We start from the raw sequence: 24294 nt of genomic DNA, 5'->3' as shown, positions 1-24294 counted from the left end.
AAAACCCTGCTGGCTGGGCAGATGGCAGAAGGCTATGCCCTTATTGAAGGGAATTGTCATCCTCGACACCCAGAAGCTGGATCTTGAAGATCAGCGGGCTGTTGGGCGGGATGATCCCCATGGACCGTTTGCCATACCCCAGCTGGGGCGGGACATAGAGCTCCCACGTATCGCCAACACGCATCAGGGGCAGCCCTTCCATCCAGCCGTCGATGACACCATCAAGAGGCATCTCCATGTAGGCGGCGCCGGTGTGCATTTCCGAGGCATCAAAAATGCCCCCGTCTGGCAGGCGGCCCTCATAGATGACCATCATGGTGGCTCCCTTCTGTGGGTGGGGCGCATCCTTGGGGCCAGATTTCAGGACCTTGTAGGCCAGACCATCAGGCAGTTTCTGCACTCCGGGCTGTTTGTAGACCTGATCCATGAACTGCTGGGGTGTCAGGTCCGGTTTCTGGTCGCCAGAGCAGCCTGTCAGGCCGAGCAGACCAGCCAGAGCGCAGACCGGCAGATAACGGAAGAAAGAACGCAGACAACGGGACATGGAAATGCCTCTTTGCAAGCTGGGAGGAAAAGGCGGGCACCACCGGGCCGTCAGACCCGGTGGAGACGGCAGGCTCAGGGTGTGCCGCCGCGGCGTCCTTTGTTGGCACCCAGCCGCAGCCGCAGGGCGTTCAGACGGATGAAGCCCTGTGCATCCACCTGATTGTAGGCACCTTCGTCATCCTCGAAGGTCACGACACGGGCATCATACAGGCTGTCGGGGCTTTCGCGGCCCACGCAGATGACATTGCCCTTGTAGAGCTTCAGGCGCACACGGCCATTGACGGATTTCTGGCTGCTGTCGATCAGGGCCTGAAGCATGTGACGCTCCGGGGAGAACCACAGGCCGTTATAGATCAGCTCGGCATAGCGGGGCATGATGCTGTCCTTGAGGTGGGCAGCTTCACGGTCCAGCGTGATGGACTCCATGGAGCGGTGCGCCTGGAGCAGGATGGTACCGCCGGGCGTCTCGTAAATGCCGCGGGACTTCATGCCGACGAAGCGGTTCTCCACGATGTCGAGACGGCCGATGCCGTTGGCTTTGCCCAGCTCGTTCAGGCGGGCCAGCAGATTGGCCGGGGAGAGGGCCTCACCATTGATGGCCACCGGGTCACCATGCTTGAAGTCGATGGTGATCTCGGTTGCCTTGTCTGGGGCAGCTTCCGGGGAGATGGTGCGCTGGAAGACGATCTCATCCGGCGGCAGGGAGGGATCCTCCAGAATCTTCCCTTCGGAGGAAGAGTGCAGCAGGTTGGCATCGACGGAGAACGGAGCCTCGCCCCGCTTGTCCTTGGTGACAGGAATCTGGTTCTTCTCGGCAAAGTCCAGCAGCTTGGTGCGGGAGGTCAGGTCCCATTCACGCCATGGGGCGATAACCTTCACGTCCGGTTTCAGGGCGTAATAGGCCAGCTCGAAGCGGACCTGATCGTTCCCCTTGCCTGTCGCACCATGCGCCACGGCGTCCGCACCGACGGCCTCGGCAATCTCGATCTGGCGTTTGGAGATCAGCGGGCGGGCGATGGAGGTGCCCAGCAGGTACTGGCCTTCATAAACCGTGTTGGCACGGAACATCGGGAAGACGTAGTCCTTGACGAAGGTTTCCCGCAGGTCTTCGACAAAGATTTCCTTCACGCCAAGGGATTCAGCCTTGCGGCGTGCGGGTTCCAGCTCTTCCCCCTGACCGAGATCAGCCGTGAAGGTGACAACCTCGCAGCCATAATGCTCCTGAAGCCAGCGGAGAATGACGGACGTATCCAGCCCACCGGAATAGGCCAGAACGACTTTCTTGATGCCTGAGGCTTTGCTCATGATCGTTATATACCTCTGCTGAAAGACAGAACCAGATATCGTTAAGTTATTATGGTCTTGTAACAGCTGTCAGGCCATTGGGCCAGAGGCCCATATCCGCAAGGGAAGGCTCAGGCCTCGTTTTTGCGGGATTCGGCCTGCCGTTTCCGCTCGCTCTGTGTCTTGAGCTGCCCGCAGGCGGCGAGGATATCCTTGCCACGGGGCATGCGGATGGGGGCGGCATAACCGGCATCCATGACGATCTGGGCAAAACTGGCCAGCCGCTCCCGTGTGGAGGGGCGGAAGTCCGATCCCGGCCATGGATTGAAGGGGATGAGATTGACCTTGGCGGGCAGGCCACGGATCAGCCGCACCAGCTCCCGGGCTTCGGCATCACTGTCATTCACGTCCCGGATCATGATGTATTCAAAGGTGATGCGGCGGGAGTTGGAGGCGGCCGGATAGCGGTGGCAGGCGGCCATCAGCTCCTCGATCGGGTATTTCCGGTTCAGCGGTACGAGCTGGTCCCGCAGGTCGTTGCGGACGGCATGGAGGGAAATGGCCAGATTGATACCCAGCTCGTCACCGCAGCGGTCCATCATGGGCACGACGCCGGAGGTGGAGAGCGTGATCCGGCGGCGGGAGAGGGCGATGCCTTCGCCATCCATGATGATCTTCATGGCCTTGGCGACGTTCTCATAATTGTAGAGCGGCTCTCCCATGCCCATCAGCACGATGGTGGAGAGCAGGCGGGGCGTGTCCCCCTTGGGGCTGGGCCATTCGCCATAGCTGTCCCGTGCTGCCATGAACTGCCCGACAATTTCGGCTGCTCCCAGATTGCGGACGAGCTTCTGCGTTCCCGTATGGCAGAAGGTGCAGGACAGGGTGCAGCCCACCTGGGAGGAGATGCAGACGGCTCCACGGTCTTCCCGCCTGTCTGGAATATAGACAGTCTCTGCCTCCTGCCCGTCCCGGAAGCGGAAGAGGAACTTGCGCGTGTCGTCCTTGGATGTCTGCTGCGTCGTCAGGCTGGGGCGGCCGACGATGAAGTGCTTTTCCAGCTTGGCCTGCAAGGGCTTGGCGATGGTGGACATGCGGGAGAAGTCCGTCACACCCTGATGATAGATCCAGTGCCAGAGCTGCTTGGCCCGGAAGGGCTTCTCGCCAATCTCGGTCAGGACCCCTGCCAGCTCTTCCCGGGAGAGGCCGACCAGCTCACGGCGTCCATCCTCCGTGACCGGTGTTGGCGGTGCGAACAGGGCTGACTTGGCCTCGATGCGTTTGCGCTCGCTCTCGTTGAGGGCATTCACGGCATCGGAGGAAATGGGAGCTGAAGAAGGCATCGGATGTGTCATGTGGTGGCTATAGCATGGGAACCCGTTTCCGGGTCAGAAAAGTGAGGGGCGAGGGTGGGCTTACCCGATGGCGTCCTTGCGGGCGGCGATGAGGAACTCCCTGTTGCCTTCGGGCCCGGTGATCGGGCTGGGAACCAGGCCAAGGATGGTCCAGCCGGGGAGGCTGGCAAACCAGTCCCGGATTTCCTCGCAGACACGTTCATGCACGGCGGGGTCCCGTACGACCCCCTTGGGGCCGATGTCGGTCCGGCCTGCCTCGAACTGCGGCTTGATGAGGGCCACGGCCCAAGCCCCATTTTTTGCCATGCCAAGGGCCGGAGCCAGAACGGTTTTCAGGCTGATGAAGCTGGCATCGCAGACGACGATGTCCGGGGCCTCGGGTATGTGTTCGGCATTCAGGTGGCGGGCGTTGGTTTTCTCCAGCACCACCACACGGCCATCGGAGCGTATCTTCCAGGCCAGCTGGCCGTGTCCGACATCCACGGCATAGACTTTTGCCGCTCCATTCTGGAGCAGCACGTCGGTAAAGCCGCCCGTTGAGGCTCCGACATCCACGGCGATCTTTCCCTCCGCAGAGAGGGGGAAATGTTCCAGTGCATGGGCCAGTTTCAGCCCACCACGGGAGACCCAGGGATGGTCCTGCCCTTTCAGGGTCAGGGGCATGTCTTCAGCGAGCTGATCCCCTGCTTTTTTGACGGGCCTGTCACCATGCGGGCCGGCATAGACCAGCCCGGCCATGATGAGGGCCTGTGCCCGGCTGCGTGTCTCCACCAGCCCCCTGTCCACAAGGAGCTGGTCCGCACGGCGTTTGGCCATCAGGCCCCAGCCTTGCCATCAAAGGCCTTGCGGGCCAGATCGGCAATGTGACGGGCTGTCAGGCCCGCTTCTTCGTACTGGGCCGCAGGAGTGTTGTGGTCGATCCACGTATCCGGCAGGGCCATGGGGCGGAAACGGACCTGATCAAGCAGGCCAGTTTCGGCCAGATGCTGCACTACCTGCGTGCTGAACCCACCCGGTGCGCCATCCTCAATGGTGATGAAGACCCTGTGCTGGCGGGCGAGGGATTCGATCAGCGCACCGTCAACGGGCTTGGCGAAGCGGGCATCGGCCACGGTGACGGCAATACCGTCCCTGGCCAGCGTTTCGGCGGCCTTCAGGGCCTCGTGCAGGCGGGGGCCGAGAGCAAGGATGGCCACGCCTTCTCCTTCGGAGGAGCGGATGATGCGGCCTTTGCCGATTTCCAGAATTTCCCCTTCATCGGGGAGTTTCTGGCCCAGACCAGCCCCACGGGGATAACGCAGGGCGATTGGTCCGCTGTCATGCGCCCATGCCGTGGCCGTCATGTGAAGCAGCTCCACCTCATCAGAGGGAGCCATGACCGTCATGTTGGGCAGACAGCAGAGATAGTTCAGGTCAAAGGAGCCTGCATGGGTTGCGCCGTCCGCACCGACAAGCCCGGCCCGGTCCACGGCAAAGCGGACAGGCAGGTTCTGGAGGGCCACGTCATGCATGACCTGATCATAGGCCCGCTGGAGGAACGTGGAGTAGATGGCGCAGAAGGGGCGCATCCCTTCGCTGGCGATCCCGGCGGCAAAGGTCACGGCATGCTGCTCGGCAATGCCGACATCAAAATAGCGGTCAGGATGCTGCTGGGCCATTTTGTCCAGCCCGGTGCCGGACGGCATGGCTGCCGTGATGGCAACCACCCTGTCATCCTGGTTGGCCCGGTGGAGCAGCTCGCGGGAGAAGACATCCGTGTAGGTGGGGGGACCAGCAGGCCCTTTTTTCTGCTTGCCGGTTTCCACGTCGAAGCGGGCGACGGCATGATATTTGTCCCCGGCGGCCTCGGCCGGTTTGTAGCCACGGCCCTTTTCCGTGATGACGTGCAGCAGGACGGGTCCCTTGTCCTCGGCATCCCGCAGGTTGCGGAGGATGGGGACGAGCTGGTGCATGTCGTGTCCATCTACCGGGCCGATGTAATAGAAGCCCAGCTCCTCGAACAGCGTGCCGCCGGTGATCATGCCACGGGCATATTCCTCGGCCCGCTTGGCTGTGCGCTCAATGCGGGAGGGCAGCCGTTTGGCAAGCTTGCCCGCCATGTCCCGCAGGGTGAGGAAGCGGCGGGAGGACATCAGGCGGCTGAGATAGTTGGACATGGCCCCGACAGGCGGCGCAATGGACATCTCATTGTCATTCAGGATGACGATGAGCCGTTCCGCCCCCTTGCCACCCATGGCCCCGGCATTGTTCATGGCCTCATAGGCCATGCCGGCGGAGATGGACCCGTCCCCGATGACGGAGATGACATTCCGTTCCCGGTAGGAAGGATGGTCCTCCGCATAGAGGTGATGGGCAACAGCCATGCCCAGTCCAGCAGAGATGGACGTGGAGGAATGGGCCGCACCGAAGGGGTCGTAGGGGCTTTCCGACCGGCGGGTGAAGCCGGAGAGACCGCCCGGCTGGCGCAGCGTGCGGATCTGCTCACGGCGGCCGGTCAGGATCTTGTGCGGATAGGCCTGGTGGCCGACATCCCAGATCACCCGGTCATCCGGTGTGTTGAACACTGCATGGAGGGCGACCGTCAGCTCGACCACGCCGAGGGAGGCACCCAGATGCCCACCCGTGGTGGAAACCGCATTGATGGTCTCCGAGCGGAGTTCTTCGGCCAGGGTGGTGAGCTGCTCGATGGACAGGTTTTTCATGTCCGCCGGTACGCTTACCCGATCCAGAAGAGGATAACGGCCCAGAGTAGGGATGGAGGAAGACGTGCTCATGAACAATCAGTTCCTGCGTTCAACGAAATAATCAGCGAGGGCACGGAGCGTATCCGCACGGGGGCCGAAAAAGGAAAGGGACTGGCGGGCCTGCTCGCTCAGGCGCAGGGCCTCCTTGCGGGCCCCTTCGATGCCAAGCAGCGAGACGTAGTTGGACTTGCAGGCATCTTCATCTTTCCCTGCCGTTTTGCCCAGTTCTTCGGTGCTGGCGGTAGTGTCCAGAATGTCATCAGCCACCTGGAAGGCCGTGCCGAGGTCGGTTCCGTAGCGGACGATGGCTTGGCGGCGTGGGTCATCGGCCTTGAGCCCTGCCAGAATGGCCCCGGCTTCTGCTGCATAGCGGATGAGGGCACCTGTCTTCATGGCATGAAGGCGTTTGACCTTCTCGAGAGGAAGAGCCTTGCCTTCCCCGCGGATGTCGATGACCTGACCGCCCACCATGCCTGCACTGCCGGAGGCACGGGCCAGTGCCAGCGCCAGCTCGGCCCGGATGGTGGGGTCTGCACTTGTGGCGTCTTCCAGCAGGACTTCGAAGGCACTGGTCTGGAGGGCATCACCAGCGAGGATGGCGAAGGCCTCATTGAATTTCTTGTGGGTGGAAGGCTGGCCCCGGCGGAGGTCATCATCATCCATGGCAGGCAGGTCATCATGGACGAGAGAATAGGCGTGCAGGAACTCGACGGAGGCAGCCACACGCAGGGCGGCTTCACGGGATGCCCCGAAAAGGGCTGCGATCTCCAGCACGAGGAATCCTCGCAGCCGTTTGCCGCCATTCAGGGCGGCATAGCGCATGGCGTCGATCAGCAGGGATTCATCACCCGGCACTGGCGGCAGGAGAGCATCAATGCTGGCCTCGATCTCACGACAGGCCTGGCGGAGGGCATCCTTGAGGGGAAGGGCGTGGCTGTCGGTCATCGGGAAGTCTCCTTGCGGAAGGTGGCTGTCGTAAGTGTGTGCAGGCAATGATTCATCAGAATGGAATCTCATCATCCAGATGAGGCGGCGGGGAAGACCAGCCTTCCTTTGGGGCGGGTGATGGCCTCCTGGGGCTGGCGTTGGCCCTTCTGCGTGGGGCAGGCTGTTCTGCCTTTTCCAGAGGTTCTTCCGACAGGGAGCCATCAGCCTTCTGGACGATGGCCTTCACACGCATTTCTGCCTCTCCCAGCTTTTCCTCACAATGGCGGCGCAGGGCAGCACCGCGCTCATAAGCGGAGATTGCGTCTTCCAGCTTCATCTGGCCGCTTTCCAGCCCGCGGACGATCTGCTCAAGTTCGGCCAGGGCGTTTTCAAAAGAAAGCTGGTGCAGCGGTGTTGTCTGTGTCGTCGTAGGGTCGGGCATGAACTATCCAGCCGGGGTTCAGATCATGAAACTTACAGGGCATTACAGGGATGGAGAGATTTTTTCCAGCCCTCATCCTGCCCGTCGGGGAACATCACGGAGCGCCGTGATGTTTTTCCGGGAGAGTGGCAACCCTGTTTTAACGTTTTTTATCGAGGAACATCAGGGCTTTTGTCTTACAGTTTCATTAAAACCGCCCCTGCAGAATCATGTAACAGAGAAAAATTATATCAAGACAAATTATGACAGGTGTAACTTTGTGAAATGCCCGTCTGATGAGTAGCATGGCCGTATAGAGCAGCATTCCGCAGGCAAGGGCCAGCATGAAACTGCCCGTAACGACCGTCAGCAGAACCATGCAGAGGGGTGGGAAGGACTCTTCCAGATTGTCGGGCAGTTCGGTCAGGTTGCTGAGCATGATGATTCCGACAAAGACCAGTACAGGGGCTGTTGCCAGAGCGGGGATGGCTGTTATCAGGGGCCAGAAGAAACAGGAGAGGGCAAACAGCAGGGCGACCACAAGGGCGCTGAGGCCTGTACGGCCACCGGCTTCGGCGCCTGTCAGGCTTTCCAGATAGGCGGAAACGGTACAGGTTCCAAGCAGGGCCCCGATGATGCTGGCTGCTCCGTCCGCTGCAAAGGCGCGGGGAGGCAGGTCGGGTTGTTCTCGGGTGCCGCAGAGCCCAGCCTGTCGTGTCACTGTCAGCATCGTTCCTGTGGCATCGAAGAAATCGCTGAGCAGGATATAGAGCGTGATGGGCAGCAGCAGCCCGAGATGCTGAAAGAATTCATGGAAGTCGAAGGGCGCAAGCATGTTGACCGGATAATGGGGCCAGTCAATCAGGTGGCCGGGAAGCTGGGTCAGGGGCTGCCCATCAGGGCCGGGGACGACAAGGCCGGCAAGGGTCAGGACCATGATGGTGACAAGCAGCCCTGCGGGAATACGGAGAAGCTGGAGCAGCAGGCAGAACATCACCCCAGCTAGGGCAAGGATCACGGCCGGGTGCGAGAGGGAGGCAAAACCAAGCCCGCCTGCGGATGGGACGGCGATTCCGGCGGAGATGAGACCGATCCGGGCGATGAAAGCGCCAATGGCTGTCTGGATGCCCAGTATGATGCAGGGTGGAAAGCTCTGTATGATTTTCAGGCGAAGCCGTGTGAGCGAGAGGAGCGTGAAACACATCCCGCTGAAGAGGACGACCGTGAAGGCCGTGGAGGGTGAGACATGGGCCTGCTGAACGACCACCTGGGCAAACAGGACATTGCTGCTCATGGCGGGGGCCAGGGCTATGGGCAGCCGTGCCCATAGGGCCATGAGCAGTGTTCCGGCTACGGCACCGGCGATGGTGGTCATGATCATGTCATGGCGGGCCAGTCCGGCACCTGCCAGAACAGCCGGATTGACGGCCATGATATAGGCCATGGAGCCAAAAATGGTCAGTCCGGCACTGATTTCACGGGGGATTGTTGAGTGACGCCGGGTGATCTGGAAGAAATGGTCAAGGGAAGAGCGGATCACGGCGTCATGTTTCATGAAAGAGGGGATGTCTAGCGGGGCCAGTCGTGGAAGAGCCGGTAGAGCAGGGGGGTAAAGAGTGTAAGGGCCTCCTGCTCTGGCAGCTGGGCATAGAGAGCCCCGATGACGGATGGTGAGAGCCACCGGCCCTGCCGTATGGCTTCATGGAGTCCAGCGGCTGAAAAACCATGGAGTGTAAAGTGCTGGAGAGCGTTTTCCACGGGGTCCAGCCTGGAGAATGAGGAGGTCTCTGCGGGGACGAGGGTTATGGGGGCGTCATCGGGGAAAGCCAACGCTGTCGGGCGGAGCGAGAGCCTGACAGCTTCGTCATCCTGTTGGAGATGGAGTGGCAGGCAGTCCAGCAGGGTCGGGAAACAGGTGGAGGCAGGGGCTGCTGCGGGCAGGTATGGGAGGCCAGACGGACGGTCTGCATACAGCCATGCCCGATTTTCCATTCCCGGTACGGGGCTTTCCGGCTTGATGAGGCAGAGCGGTATCAGCGTGGGACTGTCCCGGAGTTCCTCAAGGGGGTGGAAGCCTGTCATGCGGCTGTCCCTGTTCAGGGCAAGCCGCTGTCCGTCGCGGTGCAGATGGAACCGGTTGAAGCGGCAGGCGGTCTCGGGGGGAGGTGCCCCGGTGGAGGAGGTAGGGGCCTGTCCATTCTGTATGGCGTAACAGGCACCGAGGATCAGGCCCTGAAGGAGATGGGCGCTGATATCCAGCGTCTGGGGCAGGAGAGCCTGCCCTTTGTCGTAGAACTGTTCGCTGCGGTCGAAGTGGCGGCGCATCTGCGGTGTGTGGCTGCTGGTGGCAGCATCATGCAGGATGCGGGCAGCGGACCAGTCCGGCGCTGCATGGATATGGGCAAACGGGTCTGGCAGGCCCTGTCTGCTGGAAGGACGGAAAAAAGACCGTGTGACCCGGCTGTCCGGGAAATTGCTGTCGGCGTGGGTCTGAAAGAGGGCCCGTGGATGGGGCATCTGCCCATCAAGGGTTTTGTGGGCCCATTGGCCAAGGCCGGTCAGGCACCAGTTGACAGGGAGATGACTGGTTTTCTGGAAGGTCTCTGCCCCCAGTTCTGCCTCCATCCCGGTCAGGAACGCCTTCACGGAGCCGCCATCAGGCGTGAAATATTCATCCACGGCCAGCTGGATGATCCAGTCGAAATGGTCGCCCTCCTGCTGGAGCATGGTCAGCAGGGCATCCTGATGGCGGTGCAGGCTGTCTGTTTCCTGGCGGTCCGTTGTCAGCAGGCGGATGTCGTAGTTGCGGGCTGCCTGGGTCAGGATGTCCTGCGTACCATCGGTGGAATGGTCGTCACAGATGAGCAGGGCCGAAAAACCCGCCGCCATATGGTGGGCGATCCACCAGCCAAGCCTGTTGGCTTCATTGTGGACGCAGAGAAGGGCGGCGGTCCGGGGCATGGGTCAGTCCATCTTCAAGGCGGCGAGGAAGGCGCTCTGCGGGATTTCGACCTTGCCGAACTGCCGCATGCGTTTCTTGCCCTCTTTCTGCTTTTCCAGCAGCTTGCGTTTACGGGAGATGTCACCACCATAACATTTGGCCGTGACATCCTTGGAGAGAGCCCCCAGCGTCTCACGGGCGATCACCTTGGAGCCGATGGAGGCCTGGATGGCGATCTTGAAGAGCTGGCGGGGGATGAGGTCTTTCAGCTTGGCGCAGATGGCCCGGCCCCGTGTCTCGGCCACGGTACGGTGGGCGATGAAAGCCAGGGCATCCACTGGCTCGTGATTGACGAGGATGGAGATGCGGACCAGATCGCTCTCCTCGTAACCATCCATCTGATACTCGAAGGAGGCATAACCCCGCGTGAGGGATTTCAGACGGTCATAGAAGTCGAACACCACCTCGTTGAGGGGCAGGCGGTACACGACCATGGCCCGGTCTCCAACATAGGTCAGGTCGATCTGGACGCCACGACGTTCCGTGCAGAGGGTGAGGACGGACCCCAGATACTCGTCCCGCACGAGGATGGAGGCCTTGATCCACGGCTCTTCGATATAGTCGATCTTGCTGATCTCCGGCATGTCGGCCGGGTTGTGCAGCTCTTCGACCTCGCCGTTGTTCATGTGCATCTTGTACACGACGGAGGGAGCGGTGGCGATGAGGTCCAGATTGAACTCACGGGAGAGACGCTCCTGGATGATCTCCAGATGCAGCAGCCCGAGGAACCCGCAGCGGAACCCGAAGCCGAGGGCAGCCGATGTTTCCGCTTCGAAGTGGAAGGAGGCGTCATTGAGCCGCAGCTTGCCGAGGCTGGTGCGCAGCTTGTCGAAATCGTCGGCATCGACAGGGAAGAGACCACACCAGACGACCGGTATGGAGGGCTTGAAGCCGGGCAGGGCCTTTTCCGCCGGGCGGTTGTCCAGCGTGATGGTGTCACCGACATTGCAGTCCGCCACGGTCTTGATGGCGGCATTGATGTAGCCCATTTCCCCCGGGCCAAGGGAATCGACCGGCTGCATCTTGGGCAGGAACACGCCGACCTGGTCGACATGATAGGTTGCCCCGGTCTGCATCATGCGGATCTTGTCGCCCCGCTTCAGGCGGCCTTCCTTGATGCGGACAAGGATGATGACGCCGAGATAGCTGTCGTACCAGCTGTCCACTAGCAGCCCCTGGAGGGGAGCCTCGGCATCACCCTTGGGGGCAGGCAGGCGCTGGACGAGGGCTTCCAGCACGCCTTCGATGTTCAGGCCCGTCTTGGCACTGATCTCCACGGCATCATCTGCCGGGATGCCGACCACTTCCTCGATCTGGGCACGGACACGTTCCGGCTCAGCGGCCGGGAGGTCAATCTTGTTGAGAACGGGGACGATCTCATGGTTGGCGTCAATTGCCTGATAGACGTTGGCCAGAGTCTGCGCCTCGACGCCCTGTGAGGCATCCACGACCAGCAGGGACCCTTCGCAGGCGGCGAGGGAACGGCTGACCTCGTAGGCGAAGTCCACATGGCCGGGCGTGTCCATGAGGTTGAGCGTATAGACGTTGCCATCCTTGGCGGGATAGGTCAGCCGGACAGTCTGGGCTTTGATGGTGATGCCCCGCTCCTGCTCCAGCTCCATGGAATCGAGAACCTGCCCCTTCATTTCACGGGCAGTCAGGGCGCCGCAGGCTTCGATCAGCCGGTCGGCCAGGGTGGATTTGCCATGGTCGATATGGGCGATGATGGAAAAATTGCGGATGAGGTGAAGCGGTGTGTCGGTCATGACGCCCTAATTAGGTGATTCTGAAAGTTCTGTCAGCATGTGTGGTGGCGGGGAGGCCCCCGCCACGGGTGAAGGGGGCTAGCGGTCTGTCAGGCGGAACTCGATCCGTCGGTTGCGGGCCAGAGCTTCCGGGCTTGAGCCATTGTCCAGTGGCTGATAGCCGGAGAATGCCGTGGCAGCAATGTGATGCGGGTCCACCCCATTGGTGATCAGTGTTTTGACGACCGTAATGGCACGGGCGGATGACAGCTCCCAGTTGCTTGGGAAAGTGGAGCGGATCGGCTTGCGGTCCGCATGGCCATCAACACGGAGAATCCATGGGACATCAGACGGAATGGTGGCCGCCACCTCACGGAACGTACGGGCCAGGGTGAGGAGCTGTTTCTGGCCTGTCGGGGTGAGAGTTGCGCTGCCACTGGGGAAGAGAATCTCGGACTGGAAGACAAAGCGGTCGCCCACAATGGAGATTCCCGGCTGATTTTTGAGAATATCCCTCAGTCTGCCAAAGAACTCGGAACGGTAACGCTGAAGCTGGTTGACCTTGTCAGCGAGGGCGATGTTGAGCTTCTGCCCCAGCTCGGCGATGCGGGCATCCTTGTCCACCTCGTTCTTTTTTTCAATCTCCAGGGCACTGGAGACGGCCTGGAGCTGGCGGGTCAGCTCGGTGATCTGCGATGAGAGATCGGCAATGCTGCCAAGCTGGGCGCTTTCGACCTCTTTTGAGTGGGTCTGCATGTCGTCCAGCTGATGCTGTCGCTCATCAAGCTGGCTCTTCAGCGTGGCGACCATGGCACGCTGTTCCTGCTCGGCACTGCTCAGCGTTTTGACCTTTGCCTCACTGAGGGAGAGCATGTCACTGAGATGGGTGAGCTCCTGCTTCAGGTTTTCCAGAGCGTGTTCTCTCTGGGTGATGGTCGCAGAGAGGAATTCCTGCCCGAGGACGAAGACGAGCAGGACGAACGTGACCACCATCAGCAGGGAGGAGAGGGCGTCCACATAGCCCGGCCAGGCATTGATGGAGCCGGAGCGGTGACGGCGGCGGGCCATGGTCAGCCCTCCCCACGCCGGGAGATGAAGGGGCTTTTCTCACTTCTGGCAAGGGAAACGATATCGGTACGCAGGCCGAGCAGCTGCCTTTCCATGTCCTGAAGCAGCTGGGTGATGGCCGGATCCTCGAAGTGACGCTGGCTGACGCTGCTGCTCAGGGCCTTCATGGTCCGCAGTGTGGCCTGGTTCCCTTCTTCGATCTGCTGAAGGATCTGCTGGAGCTGCGAGAGGTCCTGCGCAGGGGCGGCAGGGGGTGCCTGATGGCTGCGGAGGGTCTCGTTGATTTCTGTCAGCTTCTCAATGATGTGCGTCTGTCCAGCCCGGATGGCCTCATCATGCTGATGGGATGTGGTTTCACGTTCATGAGGCAGGGCTTCACGGATCTCCGCCAGCTTCTCGATGATGGCGGCCTGCCCTTCACGGAGGACTTTATCATGAGGCTGAGCGGCTGCTTCACGATGATGCAGGAGATTCTCGCTGATGCGCGTCAGTCTCTCAATGAGAGACCCCTGATTTTCACGGGATGTGTCATGTTGCGTCGCTGGAGCTCCCTTGCGGAAGGTCTCATTCATGCTGGTCAGCTGGCCGAGAATGGCGGACTGGTCCTTGTGGAAGGCACCATCGGCATAGAGCTTGTGCATGGTTTCGTTCAGGGCGCGCAGGCCAAGAATGATCTTGGCGTTGTCCTCTCCGTCCACCTCCAGGATGCGGCGCAGGATGGTGATGTTCTGCTGGAGCAGGGCCACATTTTCCGTCGTGAGCCGCATGAAGTCCTGCACACGTGGCAGCCAGGCTTCCATGGTGGCCAGTCTGTCTTCTGCGGGGCTCTCAGGTCCTGTTTCCGGGTTTTCGAGAAAGGTCTGGTCAGCCAGCCATTCCTCGATCTCATTGGCAAAACGGTTCTGCGCCTGTCCTGATGTCAGGTCGAGGAAGCCGAGAATGAGCGACCCCGCCAGACCGAACATGGAGGCAGAGAAGGCCGTGGACATGCCACCGAGCGGTTTGACCAGTCCTGTTTTGACGTGCTCGAACATGGTGGATATGTCCGCCCCGCCGGAAGGCATGGCGCTGATGACATCTGCCACGGAACGTACGGTGAGAATCAGCCCATAGAACGTGCCCAGCAGCCCGAGAAAGACCAGAAGCTGCGTGATGTAGCGGGAAATCTCCCGGCCTTCATCCATGCGGGCTTCCAGGCTTTCCAGCATGGCCCGTGTGGTCTGGGTGGAGAGGGAGAGACCGGGATTCTCATCCCGCCGTGCCCGCAGGACACGGGCCATGGGGGAGAGAAGCCGGGGCGGCTCCGGCACTTTCAGCCCGGCTCGTGGCTGGCGCAGGATGTTGACCCAGCGGACTTCAGGAAAGAGCCGGATGGTCAGATGGAGGTTCCAGAGAATGCCCAGCAGCAGGATGGCGATGATGACACCGTCCAGTCCCGGATTGACCATGAAGGCATGGACCAGCACATCCCGCAGGGCAAAGGCCAGCCCCATGATGATTAGCAGAAAAACAACGATACGGACGAGATAACGGGTCGGGCGCGTCATGGTGCCGTGTTTCCTTTTTCAGGACTGTCTGAAGGAGAGGGGTTGGCTTCGGGGAGGATGTCCAGCCTGTCCGCAGGGGCGGTGTCGGTACTGTCTGGCCGCCCTTGGGCGATGGGATAGATGCGTGTCGTGGCAATGCCGCTCCGTACCAGCAGGCCACGCACGGCCAGGGCACGGGAGAGGGCCAGACGGCGGGGTGCAGAGATGTCGCTGCCGGGCACCGTGGCATAACTGCGGAGTACGAAGCGTGTGTCTGCTTTCGGGGCCATGGTCTCCGCATAATGGCGGATGGACTCGATGGTTGTGGCGTTCAGGCCGGTGCTGCCGGTGTCGAACAGGATGCGCAGGGCGTCCGCCTCCTGCGGCTCGGTATGGCTGTGGCTGCTTCCGTCGGGCTGGACGTCCGCTGCGGGAACGGCAGGGTGCAGGATGACAGGGAATTCTGGTGGGGTGATGACTGTCGGTTTGGGAGCCTCAGCAGCAATGCTGGGAACCCGGGTATATCCCGGCGGTACGGGCGGGGCCTGCGGTACGGGGGCAGGATGGGTCACCGTGCGATTTTCCTGCCGGGCGGATTGCCGGGGTGTCTGGGTTGCTGGTGCAGCCTCGGGGAGGGCATCCAGATTCGTGGAAACCTGGGCCCGCACCGCCGGGGCGCACAGAAGCCCCGCCACGAGAGGCGTGCAAAGCAGAGGGAAGAGGGAAGCCAGCCGGTTTTTCATGCCTGCATCCTATGCGGAGGAGCCGCATCCTGCAATCTTTATGGCGGTACCATAGCAGAGAACACGGCTCCATCCCCGGTCATGGTGGAATGATGTTTCAGTCCTGCGTGAGGGCGCTGTGCACCAGTTCACGCAGGGGGGCATGGAAGTGCTGGTTGCCAGCGACGACATGGACATCATCATCAAGGGTACCGAGGTCGTTGCCCTCAACATCCGTGGCATGGCCACCGGCCTCCCGGACAATCAGCAGCCCTGCGGCACAGTCCCACGGCTTCAGGCCCAGCTCCCAGTAACCTTCATAGCGGCCGGCAGCCAGCCAGGCGAGGTCCAGGGCGGCAGCGCCGCAGCGGCGGATGCCAGCGACCTTGGGCATCAGGCTGCTCAGCACGCGGCCAAAAGGCATGCGGTACTGGGCCGGTACCTTGGCGAAAGGAATCCCCGTGGCAAACATGGCTTCCGAAAGCTTGCGCCGGGCAGAGACACGGATGCGCCGGTCATTGAGGAAGGCACCAATGCCTTTCTCGGCCCAGAACATCTCATGAGAGGCCGGGTTGTAAACGACGGCGGCCACCAGCTCGACGTCCCCATTCGGATGACGACGCTGGAGGGCGATGGAAATGGCCCAGTGCGGAATGCCGTGGAGGAAGTTGGAGGTGCCGTCCAGCGGGTCGACAATCCAGCGCCATGTCCAGTTGTCACCGCCAGAGGCCCCGCTCTCTTCCATAAGGAAGGCATAGCCGGGACGGGCACGGGCCAGTTCTTCACGGATGGTCTTCTCGGCCCGCATGTCGGCCTGGGAGACGAAGTCTCCCGGACCCTTGATGCTGACCTGGAGCTGCTCGACCTCGGCAAAGTCACGCAGGAGAGACCGCGCCGCTTTCTGCGCGGTGTTCTGCATGACAGCCATATGGGGAGAAAGACGCATGATCAGTCCTTGGCACGCTCGACGTAGGTGGCGTCTTCCGTGCGGACGACTATGCGCTCACCGGCCTCGATGAAAGGAGGCACCATCACCTTCACGCCGTTGGAGAGCACGGCAGGCTTGTAGGAGGAGCTGGCCGTCTGGCCCTTGACGACCGGGTCGGCCTCGGCAATCTCCAGCGTGACCTGCGGCGGCAGGGTGACGGCCACCGGGTCGCCCTCGACCAGCTTGACGCTGATGGTCATGTTGTCCTGAAGGAAGGGGAGCTGATCGCCAAGGATGTCCTTCGGCAGCATGGTCTGCTCGAACGTCTCGGGGTCCATGAGGACGATGTTGTCGCCATCCATGTAGGAATAGATGTAGTCGTTGTCCTCTGTGACGAGACGCTCGACGGTGTCGGCCGTACGCCACCGCTCGTTGCTCTTGTTGCCGCTGGCGAGGTCGCGCATCTCCACCTGGATGAAGGCACCGCCCTTGCCGGGGGTCAGAATCTGCTGCTTGAGGACGGTCCAGCGGCGGCCGTTATGTTCGATGACCTGCCCGGCCCGGATGAGGTTGGCTTGCTGTTTCATGTCAGCTCCTGATGTACATGCAAAAGATCGGGTATTGCTCAAGGCTTCTGGCCATGCAGGCAGGGCAGAAGCGGAAACTCTCTGATGAACTTCAGGGAGACTTCTAGCCGCGTCGGTGGGGCGGGCGCAAGCTCCCTCTGTACACTCTAGGTAAAAGGGTAAGGCTTTCCGTCCGGTCCCCGTGCCTGCGAGGAGCCGGAGCTTTCATCGGCCGGGGTGGAGACGAGATAATCCGGCCCGAGTGGAACCTTGCCTTTCCCGCCCGGTATGTCCACGACATAGGTCGGCCAGACCAGCCCGGAGACCCGGCCCCGCAGGCTTTCCAGCAGGGCACGGCCTTCCTCCACCGGCACATGGAAATGCGCCGTGCCGGGGGCGGAATCGAGGTGATGCAGGTAGTAGGGCTTGATGCGGGCGGCGATCAGGGCACGGAGGAGGGCCTCCAGCGATTCCGTCGTGTCATTCACGCCCCGCAGCAGGACGGACTGGGACAGGACGGGGATGCCCCGGCCCAGCATCTGCCGGACAGCCACACGGGCCTCGTCCGTCAGCTCCCGGGCATGGTTGATGTGGGCAACCATCCAGAGGGCACGGTCAGTCTCCATGGCGTCGAGAAGCGCCGTGGTCAGGCGTTCCGGGGCGGCGACGGGAACACGGCTGTGGATGCGGATGATGTCGATGTGACTGATGGAGGACAGGCGCTGGATGATGTGTTGCATCCGGCGGGGGGAGAGCATCAGCGGGTCGCCCCCGGTCAGGATGATTTCCCGTATCTGCGGATGTGTCTCTATCCAGTGGAAGGCGGTTTCCAGAGCCTCTTCTCCCAGCAGGCCGCCATCGGGCCCTACATGCTCCCGCCGGAAGCAGAAGCGGCAGTAGAGCGGGCAGACCAGCAGGGGCTTGAGCAGGGCCCTGTCTTCATAGCGATGCACGATGCCTGGGACAGGGGAGAGGGCCTCATCACCGATCGGGTCTTCGCTTTCATGGGGCATGGTCCGCAGCTCCCGGGCATCGGGAATGACCTGCCGGGCGATCGGGTCATCCGGGCTGGTGATGAGCCGCTGGAAGGCGGGGGGAATGGCCGTGGCATAATGCCTGGCCACCTCCTCCAGTGCCGGGGCCTGTTCCGGCGTGATGAGCTTCGCCTCGAGAAGCGATTGTGTGCTGCGGAGGGTTCTGCCTGACGGGGAGGATGAGGCGGTATCGTGCATGAGGTTGCTCTAGCGAAAGGCCGCGTCGTCCTGCAAGAAAACTCTGCCTATGGTGCCGTGCGGGGCCTCTGGCCTATAGGGAGGGAACGGCATCGCCGGATGAGGGTGGAAGGAAACGGTCATGGAGAGTTCCAGCGCAACACAGATGACAGCCCGGATACAGGAGCGCCTGCCCCTGCTGCGCCGGCGTGCCAGGATGGTGCAGGCCGTGCGGGCCTTCTTTGAGGGCAGGGGGTATCTGGAGGTCGAGACACCCTATGCCGTTCCTGCCCCGGGGGAAGAGGTGCATCTGCGCTGTTTCCGCACGGTTCTGGAACGTCCTGATGGCACGGACGAGGTCCGTTACCTCCATACCAGTCCTGAATTTGCCATGAAGCGTCTGGTGGCGGCCACGGGGCAGCCCCTGTTCCAGCTGGCCCGTGTCTGGCGCAACGGGGAGCGGAGTGCGACCCACATGCCGGAATTCACCATGCTGGAATGGTATCGTCCCGGTGCCGGGCTGTCGTCCCTCATGGATGAGACGGAGGACCTGCTGCGTCGTGTCCTGCCGCCCCGTCTCTCTCATGGGGATGTCATGCTGGAGCTGGACCGGCCTTTTGAACGCCTGACGATGCAGGAGGCTTTTGCCCGCCATGTCGGGGTGGACCTGCTGGCCAGTGCCGGGGATGCCGACCGTCTGGCCCGTGAGGCCGGGGTGGCGCTGCGGGAGGGAGAAAGCTGGGAGGACCTGTTCTTCCGCCTGCTTCTGGAAAGGATCGAGCCGCATATAGGGCGGGAGCGACCGACCTTTCTGACGCATTGGCCTGCCGAACAGGCGGCTCTGGCAAAGCGTGATCCGGCTGATCCTCGGGTGGCCCTGCGTTTCGAGCTGTATGCTGCCGGGCTGGAGCTGGCCAATGCCTTCGAGGAGCTGACGGACCCGCAGGAGCAGCGCCAGCGTTTTGAAACGGACCGGGCACGGCGGATGCAGATCACACCAGAGCAGGACTGGCCGCTGGATGAAGCTTTTCTTGAGGCATTGGCCGACATGCCGCCGACTTCTGGCATTGCACTGGGCTTCGACAGGCTCGTGATGCTGGCAACGGGTGCCCCTCGTCTTGAGGAGATTCTTTGGTTAAGCTGAGGCGGAGCGGAATTTTCTGTTTTCAGGGTGCAGGCGTGCGGAACAGGGGGAGGAATATGGAACGAGATGTGAATGGTTCGGGAAAGCGCCGGGCATGGCTGGTCCTTGGGGCTGTCATGCTGCTGGGCGGGTGTACGGTCCCGGCCCTTCAGCGGCCAAAGGTTCTGGATTCCATGGTTGGTCAGTCAACCGTTGAACTGCTGCGGCGGTTTGGGGTTCCGGCCCGTACCTACGATGTACAGGGGCACAATTTCCTCTCTTATATCGAGACACAGACGCAGGTTTCGCCGGGCTATTCCAGCTGGGATTGGGGCTGGGGCGGTGGATACGGGTACGGCTATGGTGGCGGCTGGGGGGGCATCAACATTCCCCCGAGCTATTACAGCGCTACCTGTCAGACGACATTTGAGGTTGTGGGAGACAAGGTTGTGGGATGGAAGCTGTATGGGGGAGGATGTTGAGCCTGATGCGTAGCTCTTTTGGAGGACAGGCTCTGTCCGTGAGGCTGGGTCTGTCCTGTATGGTTCTTGCCGTTCTGGTGGGTTGTTCTGGCCATCGGGTGGTCCGGCAGGATCCTGTTGACGTACATGGCTCAACCCATGCGGAGGCCTTGCCCGAGGCGAAAAGCATTCAGGCGACATACCGGCCTGCCGCACCGGATGCGCCTCCCAATCCGCAGGTCCGGTACCACATGCCGCCTGCTTTCTCTTTTGAGGACAGGCCGTTGAGCGACAATCTGGCCAGTGCCATTGAGCTGGCCGATTTTGAGGCTGCCGTCATAAGGGCGGGATACTGGTCCATTCTTGAGGGAGAGAAGGATCATACCGTGCTGGCTGTTCCCAATGGGCCGTTTGAAGCCTTCAAGCATGAGGTCAGGCCGGACCTCATGAGGGCAACGGGGCATGGTTATCTGACAGGCTTCATTGGCCAGATGATTCTTGTGGGGCACTGGGACATGCCGACAATCCGGCGCAAGGCGGCGAAGAGGGGCGGGAGCATACAGGTGCGGACATTGGCCGGCCCCGGCTATGACGTGATCCTGAAGCCCACGGCCTTCGGGAATGTGGAAGTCATCGGCAAAGATGGCACCGTGACATTGGCCGGTGATGGCTATCCGCAGTCCAACGGGGTTCTGTATATGGTGGATTCAATCCTTCCCTACCAGTAACAGGGTTTCGTCAGGGGATGGCTGCACTTATGGCCGTGAAATGGTCCAGGCCATTCTCTGCCGGGTCCAGCGTGATGGCCAGAAAGTCAGCTCCGGCCTGGGTGGCCGCCAAGGCTTCTTCCGTGGTGCAGACATGCTCGGCCACGACAGGCAGTTCCGCAAACAGGCTCCACTGCTTCAGGGCTGTCAGCCCGATGGCGGGCAGGCTGACATAATCGGCTCCCTGTTCCCCGGCCAGCATGGCGTCATCCAGTGTCAGGCAATGGCAGCCGATCTGGAACGCTTCCGGTCTGTCTCTGCGTCCGGCAAAGGTTTTGACATCTTTCGGGCTGGAAAGATGGACGCCATCGCTCTCCTTGAGGGAGAGACCATGGAGCAGATCAAGGTTGGCGGGAGCCAGAATCAGGGCGACATCTCTTTCCCAGGCCATCTGACGAACGGCATCCAGCTGTTTCCGCTCTGGTGGCCTGTCGAAGCAGAGCCGCAGAGCCGTGACGGCCTCTTGCGCCAGCAGGGGAGGAAGCTGCGCCTGAAGCTGTGTCAGGGCGGGAAGTGAGGGGATGACAGGGTAGAGGTCACAGTGATTCATGAGGGTCAGATGTGACAGATTGTTGGCTGGTTGACCAGCATTTCGTCTCCTGGAAGAGAGGCAGGTCCAGCATGACGTCACCTTCTGGGCGGCTGGAGAAAAGGCGATGTTTCATGTCGTCGGGGAGTCCAGCACGGAAATCGCGGCAAACGACTCCGTCAATCCCTTCATGCAGGGCGCTGATGGCCAGTGAGGCGCTGGCACCGCAATCAAGAATGGAAGGGGCTTCAGATCCTCTGGTGAGGTGGAGCCACCAGTCTACGCCCAGGCTTGCCCCGGCATGGAGGGGCGAGAGGATGGTGAAGGGCCGTGTGGCGAAATGTTGATGAGCCTTCAGGAGGGCAGGGCGGGTGGAAATGGTGATGAAGGGGCGTGGAAAGGGTGGAAAGGTGCTTGACGCACTGTAAAGATCGGTCATTCTGGCTTTATCTGGGAAATCAGCTGGATGGTCATGTTGGGAGTGCAGGGGAATCCTGCCATGGCAGACGTGCATCATAGGCCATGAAGGTGGGGGTGTCAGTGCAGGAGAACAGGCAGTTGAGTGTCATGCAGAAAAATCCGGATCTTGAACGGTTGGAAATTGCCCTTGTCCAGCTTGGTTTTGCTCTGGAGCAGCAGGAAATCCAGGCCGAAGCCGAGCGTACGGAACAGAAGGAAATGAGGCAGGCCCTGCTGGACAGGATCGATGCTCTTGAGGCCCGCCTGCGGACAATTCTCGAGATGGATGCCGGGGCGCTCGGGGCTGCTGCGTCTCCTGAAACAGAAGAAGAGGAAAGATAAGGGTCATGGCGCAGGTAACGCTTTCGGTCGGTGGCCTCAGCTACACGGTTGGCTGTCAGGATGGTGAGGAAGACCATCTGAAGGCGCTTGCCGCCTCCATTTCGCAGCGTCTTGAGGAAGTACGCAGAACATTGGGGCCGCGTGGTGATGGCGAGGCCATGTTTCTGGTATCGCTTCTCATGGCGGATGATCTTTACGAGGCTCGAAAGAAGCAGATGACGGATGAGGAGCGCAGTCTGGTAGAGCGTAGCCGCCAGATCGAAGCCTCCTACAAGCAGACGGCAGGGCGTCTGGCTGATGCTGCCGATATTGCGGCCAGTCTGCTCAGCAGGGTGGAAGAAGGTCTTCGGCCTTCTGGTAGTGCAGCGGCTGCGGGTGAGGCGGCGGCCGGTGAATGAGATTCTGTAGAGGCTATCGGTTCTGTCTGTGGCTGTAATCCGCAGAAAGCATGGCTCCAGTGCTTGTCTATCGCCGGGCAGGGGTGCAATATGAGAGGCGGAGCTGCCTGGTGCGTCAGGCAAGATCAACCTCTGGGCCGATAAGCACTTCCAAGGGAACTGGCTCTGTCGTGGCTGTGGTCACGTTATTACCGGTGCCCACCTGCCCTAGCAGGTCCGGGAGGGCTGATGAGACCAACGGCCAAGGCGGCTTCACTAGGTGATGGATTCCATGGCATTGCTTTCCCTTCCTTCCGATCAGACCAAGGCGATGATCCGTCAGGAAGTCTTGGCCCGTCGCCGTTCTGTCCTGCCCCGGCAGAACCGCCAGCTTGTTTCCAATCTTCTGGCCTATCTCCGTCGGATGCAACCAGCTGTCATTGCTGCTACTTGGCCCCTTCCTGGAGAGGCGGACCTGCGTCCGTTGTGTCGGCAGCTTGGTCGGGCGGGATATCGTGTGGTTCTGCCGGAAACTCCCCCCAGGGGTCAGCCACTCGTCTTTCGGGAGTGGCGGCATGACCGGCCGATGCGGAAAGGTCGTTTCGGGACGCAGCACCCTACAGGTAGGCGGTGGGCGCCGGATGTCATTCTGGTCCCCCTTGTGGCGTTCGACAGACAGGGAGGGCGGCTTGGTTATGGGGGGGGCTATTATGACAGGACATTGCCGCTCCACTCACAGGCTGCTCTTGTGGGGTATGGTCTGTCCTCGCAGGAAAGGGAGGCCCTGCCCATGGATGAACATGACCATCGATTGCCAGTCATCGTGACGGAGCGTGAGGTCATTCATATCAGTAAAGAATGAAGGATAGACATTGAGACTGCTATTTCTGGGAGACATTGTTGGCCGATCAGGGCGTGAGGCTGTTCTTGGTGGGCTGAAAGGCTGGCGGGAAGAGCTGTCGCTGGATGTGGTTGTGGCGAATGCAGAGAATGCCTCTCATGGATTCGGCCTGTCTCCCCAGATCGCGCGGGATCTGCTTGATGGTGGCGTGGATGCGATCACGCTGGGCAATCATGCCTGGGATCGCAAAGACCTCATCGGTCAGCTTGACCAGCTTCCAGCTGTTGTCCGCCCGGCCAATTATCCTGAAGGAACCCCGGGGCATGGGAGCTGTGTCGTCACCTTGCCCTGTGGACGGAAGGTTCTGGTCATCAATGTAATGGGACGTGTTTTCATGGATGCGCTGGATGATCCATTCCGGGCGGTGGAGGCGATTCTCTCCCGGCATCGTCTCGGGGGAACCGTCCATGCGGCCATTCTGGATGTCCATGCAGAAACAACCAGTGAAAAGATGGGATTCGGCCATCTTTATGATGGAAGGGTCTCTCTCGTGGTCGGGACACACACGCACGTACCAACGGCCGATCACCGTATTCTGAGAGGCGGGACTGCCTATCAGACGGATGCAGGCATGTGTGGCGACTATGATAGTGTGATTGGCATGGAAAAAGAGAACGCCATTCGCAAGATGCTCAAGAAGGTGCCGACGGAACGGTTCCAGCCTGCGAGTGGAAAGGCCACTGTCTCTGGCCTGATGGTGGAGACAGATGATGCGACGGGCCTTGCCATCAGGGTCTGTCCGTTCCGGCAGGGGGGAGATTTGTTACCTTCCATGCCGAATTTCTGAGGTTGGATGATCCTATTGTTTGGGTCGTCAGAGGGAGTGGATCGCAGGGTCCATTCCCTCTGCTGTTTTTTGGGGTGTAACTTTTTTTGATTTTTTTGGTGTGATGGGGTTGTGCGGTGAGGGGGATCTGCGTATAAGCCCATTCACCGGCGGCGCTGGAGCGGAAGTTTCGGGGCGGCTGGGGTGGTCATTGACAAGAGAATATGGGTTATAAAGTAGAGACTGGAAGGGATATGTTGGCGGCGTTTTCGTTAGTGAAGGCTGATGGAAGACGGAAGCTGATGTATCTGACTTTAAGTTTGATGCGTTGAATTAAGCTGGATGTTTTATTTCTGTTGGTCTGGATTGAACCTGAGAGTTTGATCCTGGCTCAGAGCGAACGCTGGCGGCATGCTTAACACATGCAAGTCGCACGAACCTTTCGGGGTTAGTGGCGGACGGGTGAGTAACGCGTAGGAACCTATCTGGAGGTGGGGGATAACATCGGGAAACTGGTGCTAATAC

General features: G+C 60.9%; 24 protein-coding genes, 1 rRNA gene, 1 other RNA gene and 1 pseudogene. 9 read left to right on the top strand and 18 right to left on the bottom strand.

Translation table 11 applies throughout. The annotated features are described in order from the left end of the window. Positions 1–40: 40 nt before the first annotated feature. The 16 genes and pseudogenes from ASO19_RS00570 to ASO19_RS00495 form a co-directional block, all read right to left on the bottom strand. Positions 41–532, bottom strand: a complete 492-nt coding sequence (locus ASO19_RS00570) for an FKBP-type peptidyl-prolyl cis-trans isomerase (protein WP_043558393.1) — start codon at positions 530–532, stop codon at positions 41–43. Positions 533–618: 86 nt separating this feature from the next. Then, on the bottom strand, positions 619–1851 hold the full coding sequence (locus tag ASO19_RS00565; protein WP_043557929.1) for an argininosuccinate synthase: 1233 nt from the start codon (positions 1849–1851) through the stop codon (positions 619–621). Between the two features lie 110 nt (positions 1852–1961). After that, on the bottom strand, positions 1962–3173 hold the full coding sequence (gene rlmN, locus ASO19_RS00560) for a 23S rRNA (adenine(2503)-C(2))-methyltransferase RlmN (protein ID WP_373364578.1): 1212 nt from the start codon (positions 3171–3173) through the stop codon (positions 1962–1964). A gap of 72 nt (positions 3174–3245) precedes the next feature. Continuing rightward, the gene (locus tag ASO19_RS00555; RefSeq protein ID WP_103765183.1) at positions 3246–4001 is read right to left on the bottom strand and encodes a TlyA family RNA methyltransferase; all 756 of its coding nucleotides are present in this window, start codon (positions 3999–4001) and stop codon (positions 3246–3248) included. Next, the gene (gene dxs / locus ASO19_RS00550; RefSeq protein WP_103765182.1) at positions 4001–5959 is read right to left on the bottom strand and encodes a 1-deoxy-D-xylulose-5-phosphate synthase; all 1959 of its coding nucleotides are present in this window, start codon (positions 5957–5959) and stop codon (positions 4001–4003) included. Before dxs ends, ASO19_RS00555 begins: the two co-directional genes overlap by 1 nt. A 6-nt stretch (positions 5960–5965) precedes the next feature. Further along, positions 5966–6874: a polyprenyl synthetase family protein gene (locus ASO19_RS00545; protein WP_081563291.1), complete on the bottom strand. Its 909-nt coding sequence runs from the start codon at positions 6872–6874 to the stop codon at positions 5966–5968. Positions 6875–7052: 178 nt separating this feature from the next. After that, positions 7053–7298, bottom strand: a pseudogene (locus ASO19_RS00540) (exodeoxyribonuclease VII small subunit); the annotation flags it as partial. Between the two features lie 187 nt (positions 7299–7485). Further along, a complete protein-coding gene (locus ASO19_RS00535; RefSeq protein WP_181005171.1) occupies positions 7486–8832 on the bottom strand; it encodes an NCS2 family permease in 1347 nt (448 codons plus the stop codon). A 14-nt stretch (positions 8833–8846) separates the two neighbouring features. After that, a complete protein-coding gene (locus tag ASO19_RS00530; protein ID WP_103765181.1) occupies positions 8847–10238 on the bottom strand; it encodes a glycosyltransferase family 2 protein in 1392 nt (463 codons plus the stop codon). 3 nt (positions 10239–10241) lie between these two features. Then, positions 10242–12044 (bottom strand): translation elongation factor 4, encoded by a 1803-nt coding sequence (lepA, locus tag ASO19_RS00525; protein ID WP_043557939.1) that lies wholly within the window; start codon positions 12042–12044, stop codon positions 10242–10244. 78 nt (positions 12045–12122) lie between these two features. Further along, a complete protein-coding gene (locus ASO19_RS00520) occupies positions 12123–13091 on the bottom strand; it encodes a peptidoglycan -binding protein (protein WP_043557940.1) in 969 nt (322 codons plus the stop codon). Between the two features lie 2 nt (positions 13092–13093). After that, on the bottom strand, positions 13094–14638 hold the full coding sequence (locus tag ASO19_RS00515) for a MotA/TolQ/ExbB proton channel family protein (RefSeq protein WP_103765180.1): 1545 nt from the start codon (positions 14636–14638) through the stop codon (positions 13094–13096). Then, positions 14635–15360, bottom strand: coding sequence for an OmpA family protein (locus ASO19_RS00510; RefSeq protein WP_052348880.1), 726 nt, complete (start codon positions 15358–15360; stop codon positions 14635–14637). Before ASO19_RS00510 ends, ASO19_RS00515 begins: the two co-directional genes overlap by 4 nt. A gap of 97 nt (positions 15361–15457) precedes the next feature. Continuing rightward, entirely contained in the window at positions 15458–16285 is an 828-nt protein-coding gene (locus ASO19_RS00505; RefSeq protein WP_103765179.1) for an inositol monophosphatase family protein, read from the bottom strand. 2 nt (positions 16286–16287) lie between these two features. Continuing rightward, positions 16288–16854 carry an elongation factor P gene (gene efp / locus ASO19_RS00500; protein ID WP_043557943.1) on the bottom strand — a complete coding sequence of 189 codons (567 nt, stop codon included), beginning with the start codon at positions 16852–16854 and terminating at the stop codon, positions 16288–16290. A gap of 146 nt (positions 16855–17000) precedes the next feature. Beyond that, a complete protein-coding gene (locus tag ASO19_RS00495; RefSeq protein WP_043557945.1) occupies positions 17001–18065 on the bottom strand; it encodes a lysine-2,3-aminomutase-like protein in 1065 nt (354 codons plus the stop codon). Between the two features lie 121 nt (positions 18066–18186). Between ASO19_RS00495 and epmA the strand changes: the two genes are divergently transcribed. The 3 genes from epmA to ASO19_RS00480 are packed head-to-tail and all read left to right on the top strand — an operon-like array spanning position 18187 to position 20356. Further along, positions 18187–19188: an EF-P lysine aminoacylase EpmA gene (epmA, locus tag ASO19_RS00490; protein WP_258036096.1), complete on the top strand. Its 1002-nt coding sequence runs from the start codon at positions 18187–18189 to the stop codon at positions 19186–19188. Positions 19189–19244: 56 nt separating this feature from the next. Further along, positions 19245–19649, top strand: a complete 405-nt coding sequence (locus ASO19_RS00485; protein WP_103765178.1) for a hypothetical protein — start codon at positions 19245–19247, stop codon at positions 19647–19649. Between the two features lie 5 nt (positions 19650–19654). After that, the gene (locus tag ASO19_RS00480; protein ID WP_103765177.1) at positions 19655–20356 is read left to right on the top strand and encodes a hypothetical protein; all 702 of its coding nucleotides are present in this window, start codon (positions 19655–19657) and stop codon (positions 20354–20356) included. A 10-nt stretch (positions 20357–20366) separates the two neighbouring features. On the opposite strand, the gene ASO19_RS00475 is transcribed toward ASO19_RS00480, so the two are convergent. Beyond that, a complete protein-coding gene (locus tag ASO19_RS00475; protein ID WP_081563299.1) occupies positions 20367–20945 on the bottom strand; it encodes a thiamine phosphate synthase in 579 nt (192 codons plus the stop codon). Further along, positions 20932–21363 (bottom strand): hypothetical protein, encoded by a 432-nt coding sequence (locus ASO19_RS00470; RefSeq protein WP_103765176.1) that lies wholly within the window; start codon positions 21361–21363, stop codon positions 20932–20934. The genes ASO19_RS00475 and ASO19_RS00470 overlap by 14 nt, the downstream gene beginning before the upstream one ends. A gap of 128 nt (positions 21364–21491) precedes the next feature. Between ASO19_RS00470 and ASO19_RS00465 the strand changes: the two genes are divergently transcribed. The 6 genes from ASO19_RS00465 to ASO19_RS00440 all read left to right on the top strand — a co-directional run. Continuing rightward, positions 21492–21725 carry a hypothetical protein gene (locus ASO19_RS00465; protein ID WP_103765175.1) on the top strand — a complete coding sequence of 78 codons (234 nt, stop codon included), beginning with the start codon at positions 21492–21494 and terminating at the stop codon, positions 21723–21725. A gap of 5 nt (positions 21726–21730) precedes the next feature. Continuing rightward, positions 21731–22123, top strand: coding sequence for a cell division protein ZapA (locus tag ASO19_RS00460; protein ID WP_081563301.1), 393 nt, complete (start codon positions 21731–21733; stop codon positions 22121–22123). A 97-nt stretch (positions 22124–22220) separates the two neighbouring features. Further along, positions 22221–22380, top strand: a non-coding RNA gene (ssrS, locus tag ASO19_RS00455) — 6S RNA. Positions 22381–22394: 14 nt separating this feature from the next. Next, complete coding sequence (locus tag ASO19_RS00450) at positions 22395–22964, top strand: 5-formyltetrahydrofolate cyclo-ligase (protein ID WP_103765194.1); 570 nt, start codon at positions 22395–22397, stop codon at positions 22962–22964. Between the two features lie 10 nt (positions 22965–22974). Then, a complete protein-coding gene (locus ASO19_RS00445) occupies positions 22975–23790 on the top strand; it encodes a TIGR00282 family metallophosphoesterase (protein ID WP_043557959.1) in 816 nt (271 codons plus the stop codon). A 347-nt stretch (positions 23791–24137) separates the two neighbouring features. After that, a 16S ribosomal RNA gene (locus ASO19_RS00440) occupies positions 24138–24294 on the top strand; the annotation flags it as partial.

It is taken from the genome of Parasaccharibacter apium, from assembly GCF_002917995.1.
In the GTDB taxonomy this organism is placed as follows: domain Bacteria; phylum Pseudomonadota; class Alphaproteobacteria; order Acetobacterales; family Acetobacteraceae; genus Bombella; species Bombella apis.
Note: the sequence above shows the minus strand (reverse complement) of the source record. Positions and strands in the feature narration are given on the sequence as shown.

Coding starts and splice junctions, on each gene's coding strand:
- ASO19_RS00520 (WP_043557940.1), bottom strand. CDS start 13,091: ATGGCCCGCCGCCGTCACCGCTCCGGCTCCATCAATGCCTGGCCGGGC.
- ASO19_RS00470 (WP_103765176.1), bottom strand. CDS start 21,363: ATGACCGATCTTTACAGTGCGTCAAGCACCTTTCCACCCTTTCCACGC.
- ASO19_RS00460 (WP_081563301.1), top strand. CDS start 21,731: ATGGCGCAGGTAACGCTTTCGGTCGGTGGCCTCAGCTACACGGTTGGC.
- rlmN (WP_373364578.1), bottom strand. CDS start 3,173: ATGCCTTCTTCAGCTCCCATTTCCTCCGATGCCGTGAATGCCCTCAAC.
- ASO19_RS00535 (WP_181005171.1), bottom strand. CDS start 8,832: ATGAAACATGACGCCGTGATCCGCTCTTCCCTTGACCATTTCTTCCAG.
- ASO19_RS00515 (WP_103765180.1), bottom strand. CDS start 14,638: ATGACGCGCCCGACCCGTTATCTCGTCCGTATCGTTGTTTTTCTGCTA.
- ASO19_RS00450 (WP_103765194.1), top strand. CDS start 22,395: ATGGCATTGCTTTCCCTTCCTTCCGATCAGACCAAGGCGATGATCCGT.
- ASO19_RS00565 (WP_043557929.1), bottom strand. CDS start 1,851: ATGAGCAAAGCCTCAGGCATCAAGAAAGTCGTTCTGGCCTATTCCGGT.
- ASO19_RS00530 (WP_103765181.1), bottom strand. CDS start 10,238: ATGCCCCGGACCGCCGCCCTTCTCTGCGTCCACAATGAAGCCAACAGG.
- ASO19_RS00475 (WP_081563299.1), bottom strand. CDS start 20,945: ATGAATCACTGTGACCTCTACCCTGTCATCCCCTCACTTCCCGCCCTG.
- epmA (WP_258036096.1), top strand. CDS start 18,187: ATGGAGAGTTCCAGCGCAACACAGATGACAGCCCGGATACAGGAGCGC.
- efp (WP_043557943.1), bottom strand. CDS start 16,854: ATGAAACAGCAAGCCAACCTCATCCGGGCCGGGCAGGTCATCGAACAT.
- ASO19_RS00465 (WP_103765175.1), top strand. CDS start 21,492: ATGCAGAAAAATCCGGATCTTGAACGGTTGGAAATTGCCCTTGTCCAG.
- ASO19_RS00505 (WP_103765179.1), bottom strand. CDS start 16,285: ATGCGTCTTTCTCCCCATATGGCTGTCATGCAGAACACCGCGCAGAAA.
- ASO19_RS00555 (WP_103765183.1), bottom strand. CDS start 4,001: ATGGCCAAACGCCGTGCGGACCAGCTCCTTGTGGACAGGGGGCTGGTG.
- ASO19_RS00480 (WP_103765177.1), top strand. CDS start 19,655: ATGCGTAGCTCTTTTGGAGGACAGGCTCTGTCCGTGAGGCTGGGTCTG.
- ASO19_RS00545 (WP_081563291.1), bottom strand. CDS start 6,874: ATGACCGACAGCCACGCCCTTCCCCTCAAGGATGCCCTCCGCCAGGCC.
- ASO19_RS00510 (WP_052348880.1), bottom strand. CDS start 15,360: ATGAAAAACCGGCTGGCTTCCCTCTTCCCTCTGCTTTGCACGCCTCTC.
- ASO19_RS00495 (WP_043557945.1), bottom strand. CDS start 18,065: ATGCACGATACCGCCTCATCCTCCCCGTCAGGCAGAACCCTCCGCAGC.
- lepA (WP_043557939.1), bottom strand. CDS start 12,044: ATGACCGACACACCGCTTCACCTCATCCGCAATTTTTCCATCATCGCC.
- dxs (WP_103765182.1), bottom strand. CDS start 5,959: ATGAGCACGTCTTCCTCCATCCCTACTCTGGGCCGTTATCCTCTTCTG.
- ASO19_RS00485 (WP_103765178.1), top strand. CDS start 19,245: ATGGAACGAGATGTGAATGGTTCGGGAAAGCGCCGGGCATGGCTGGTC.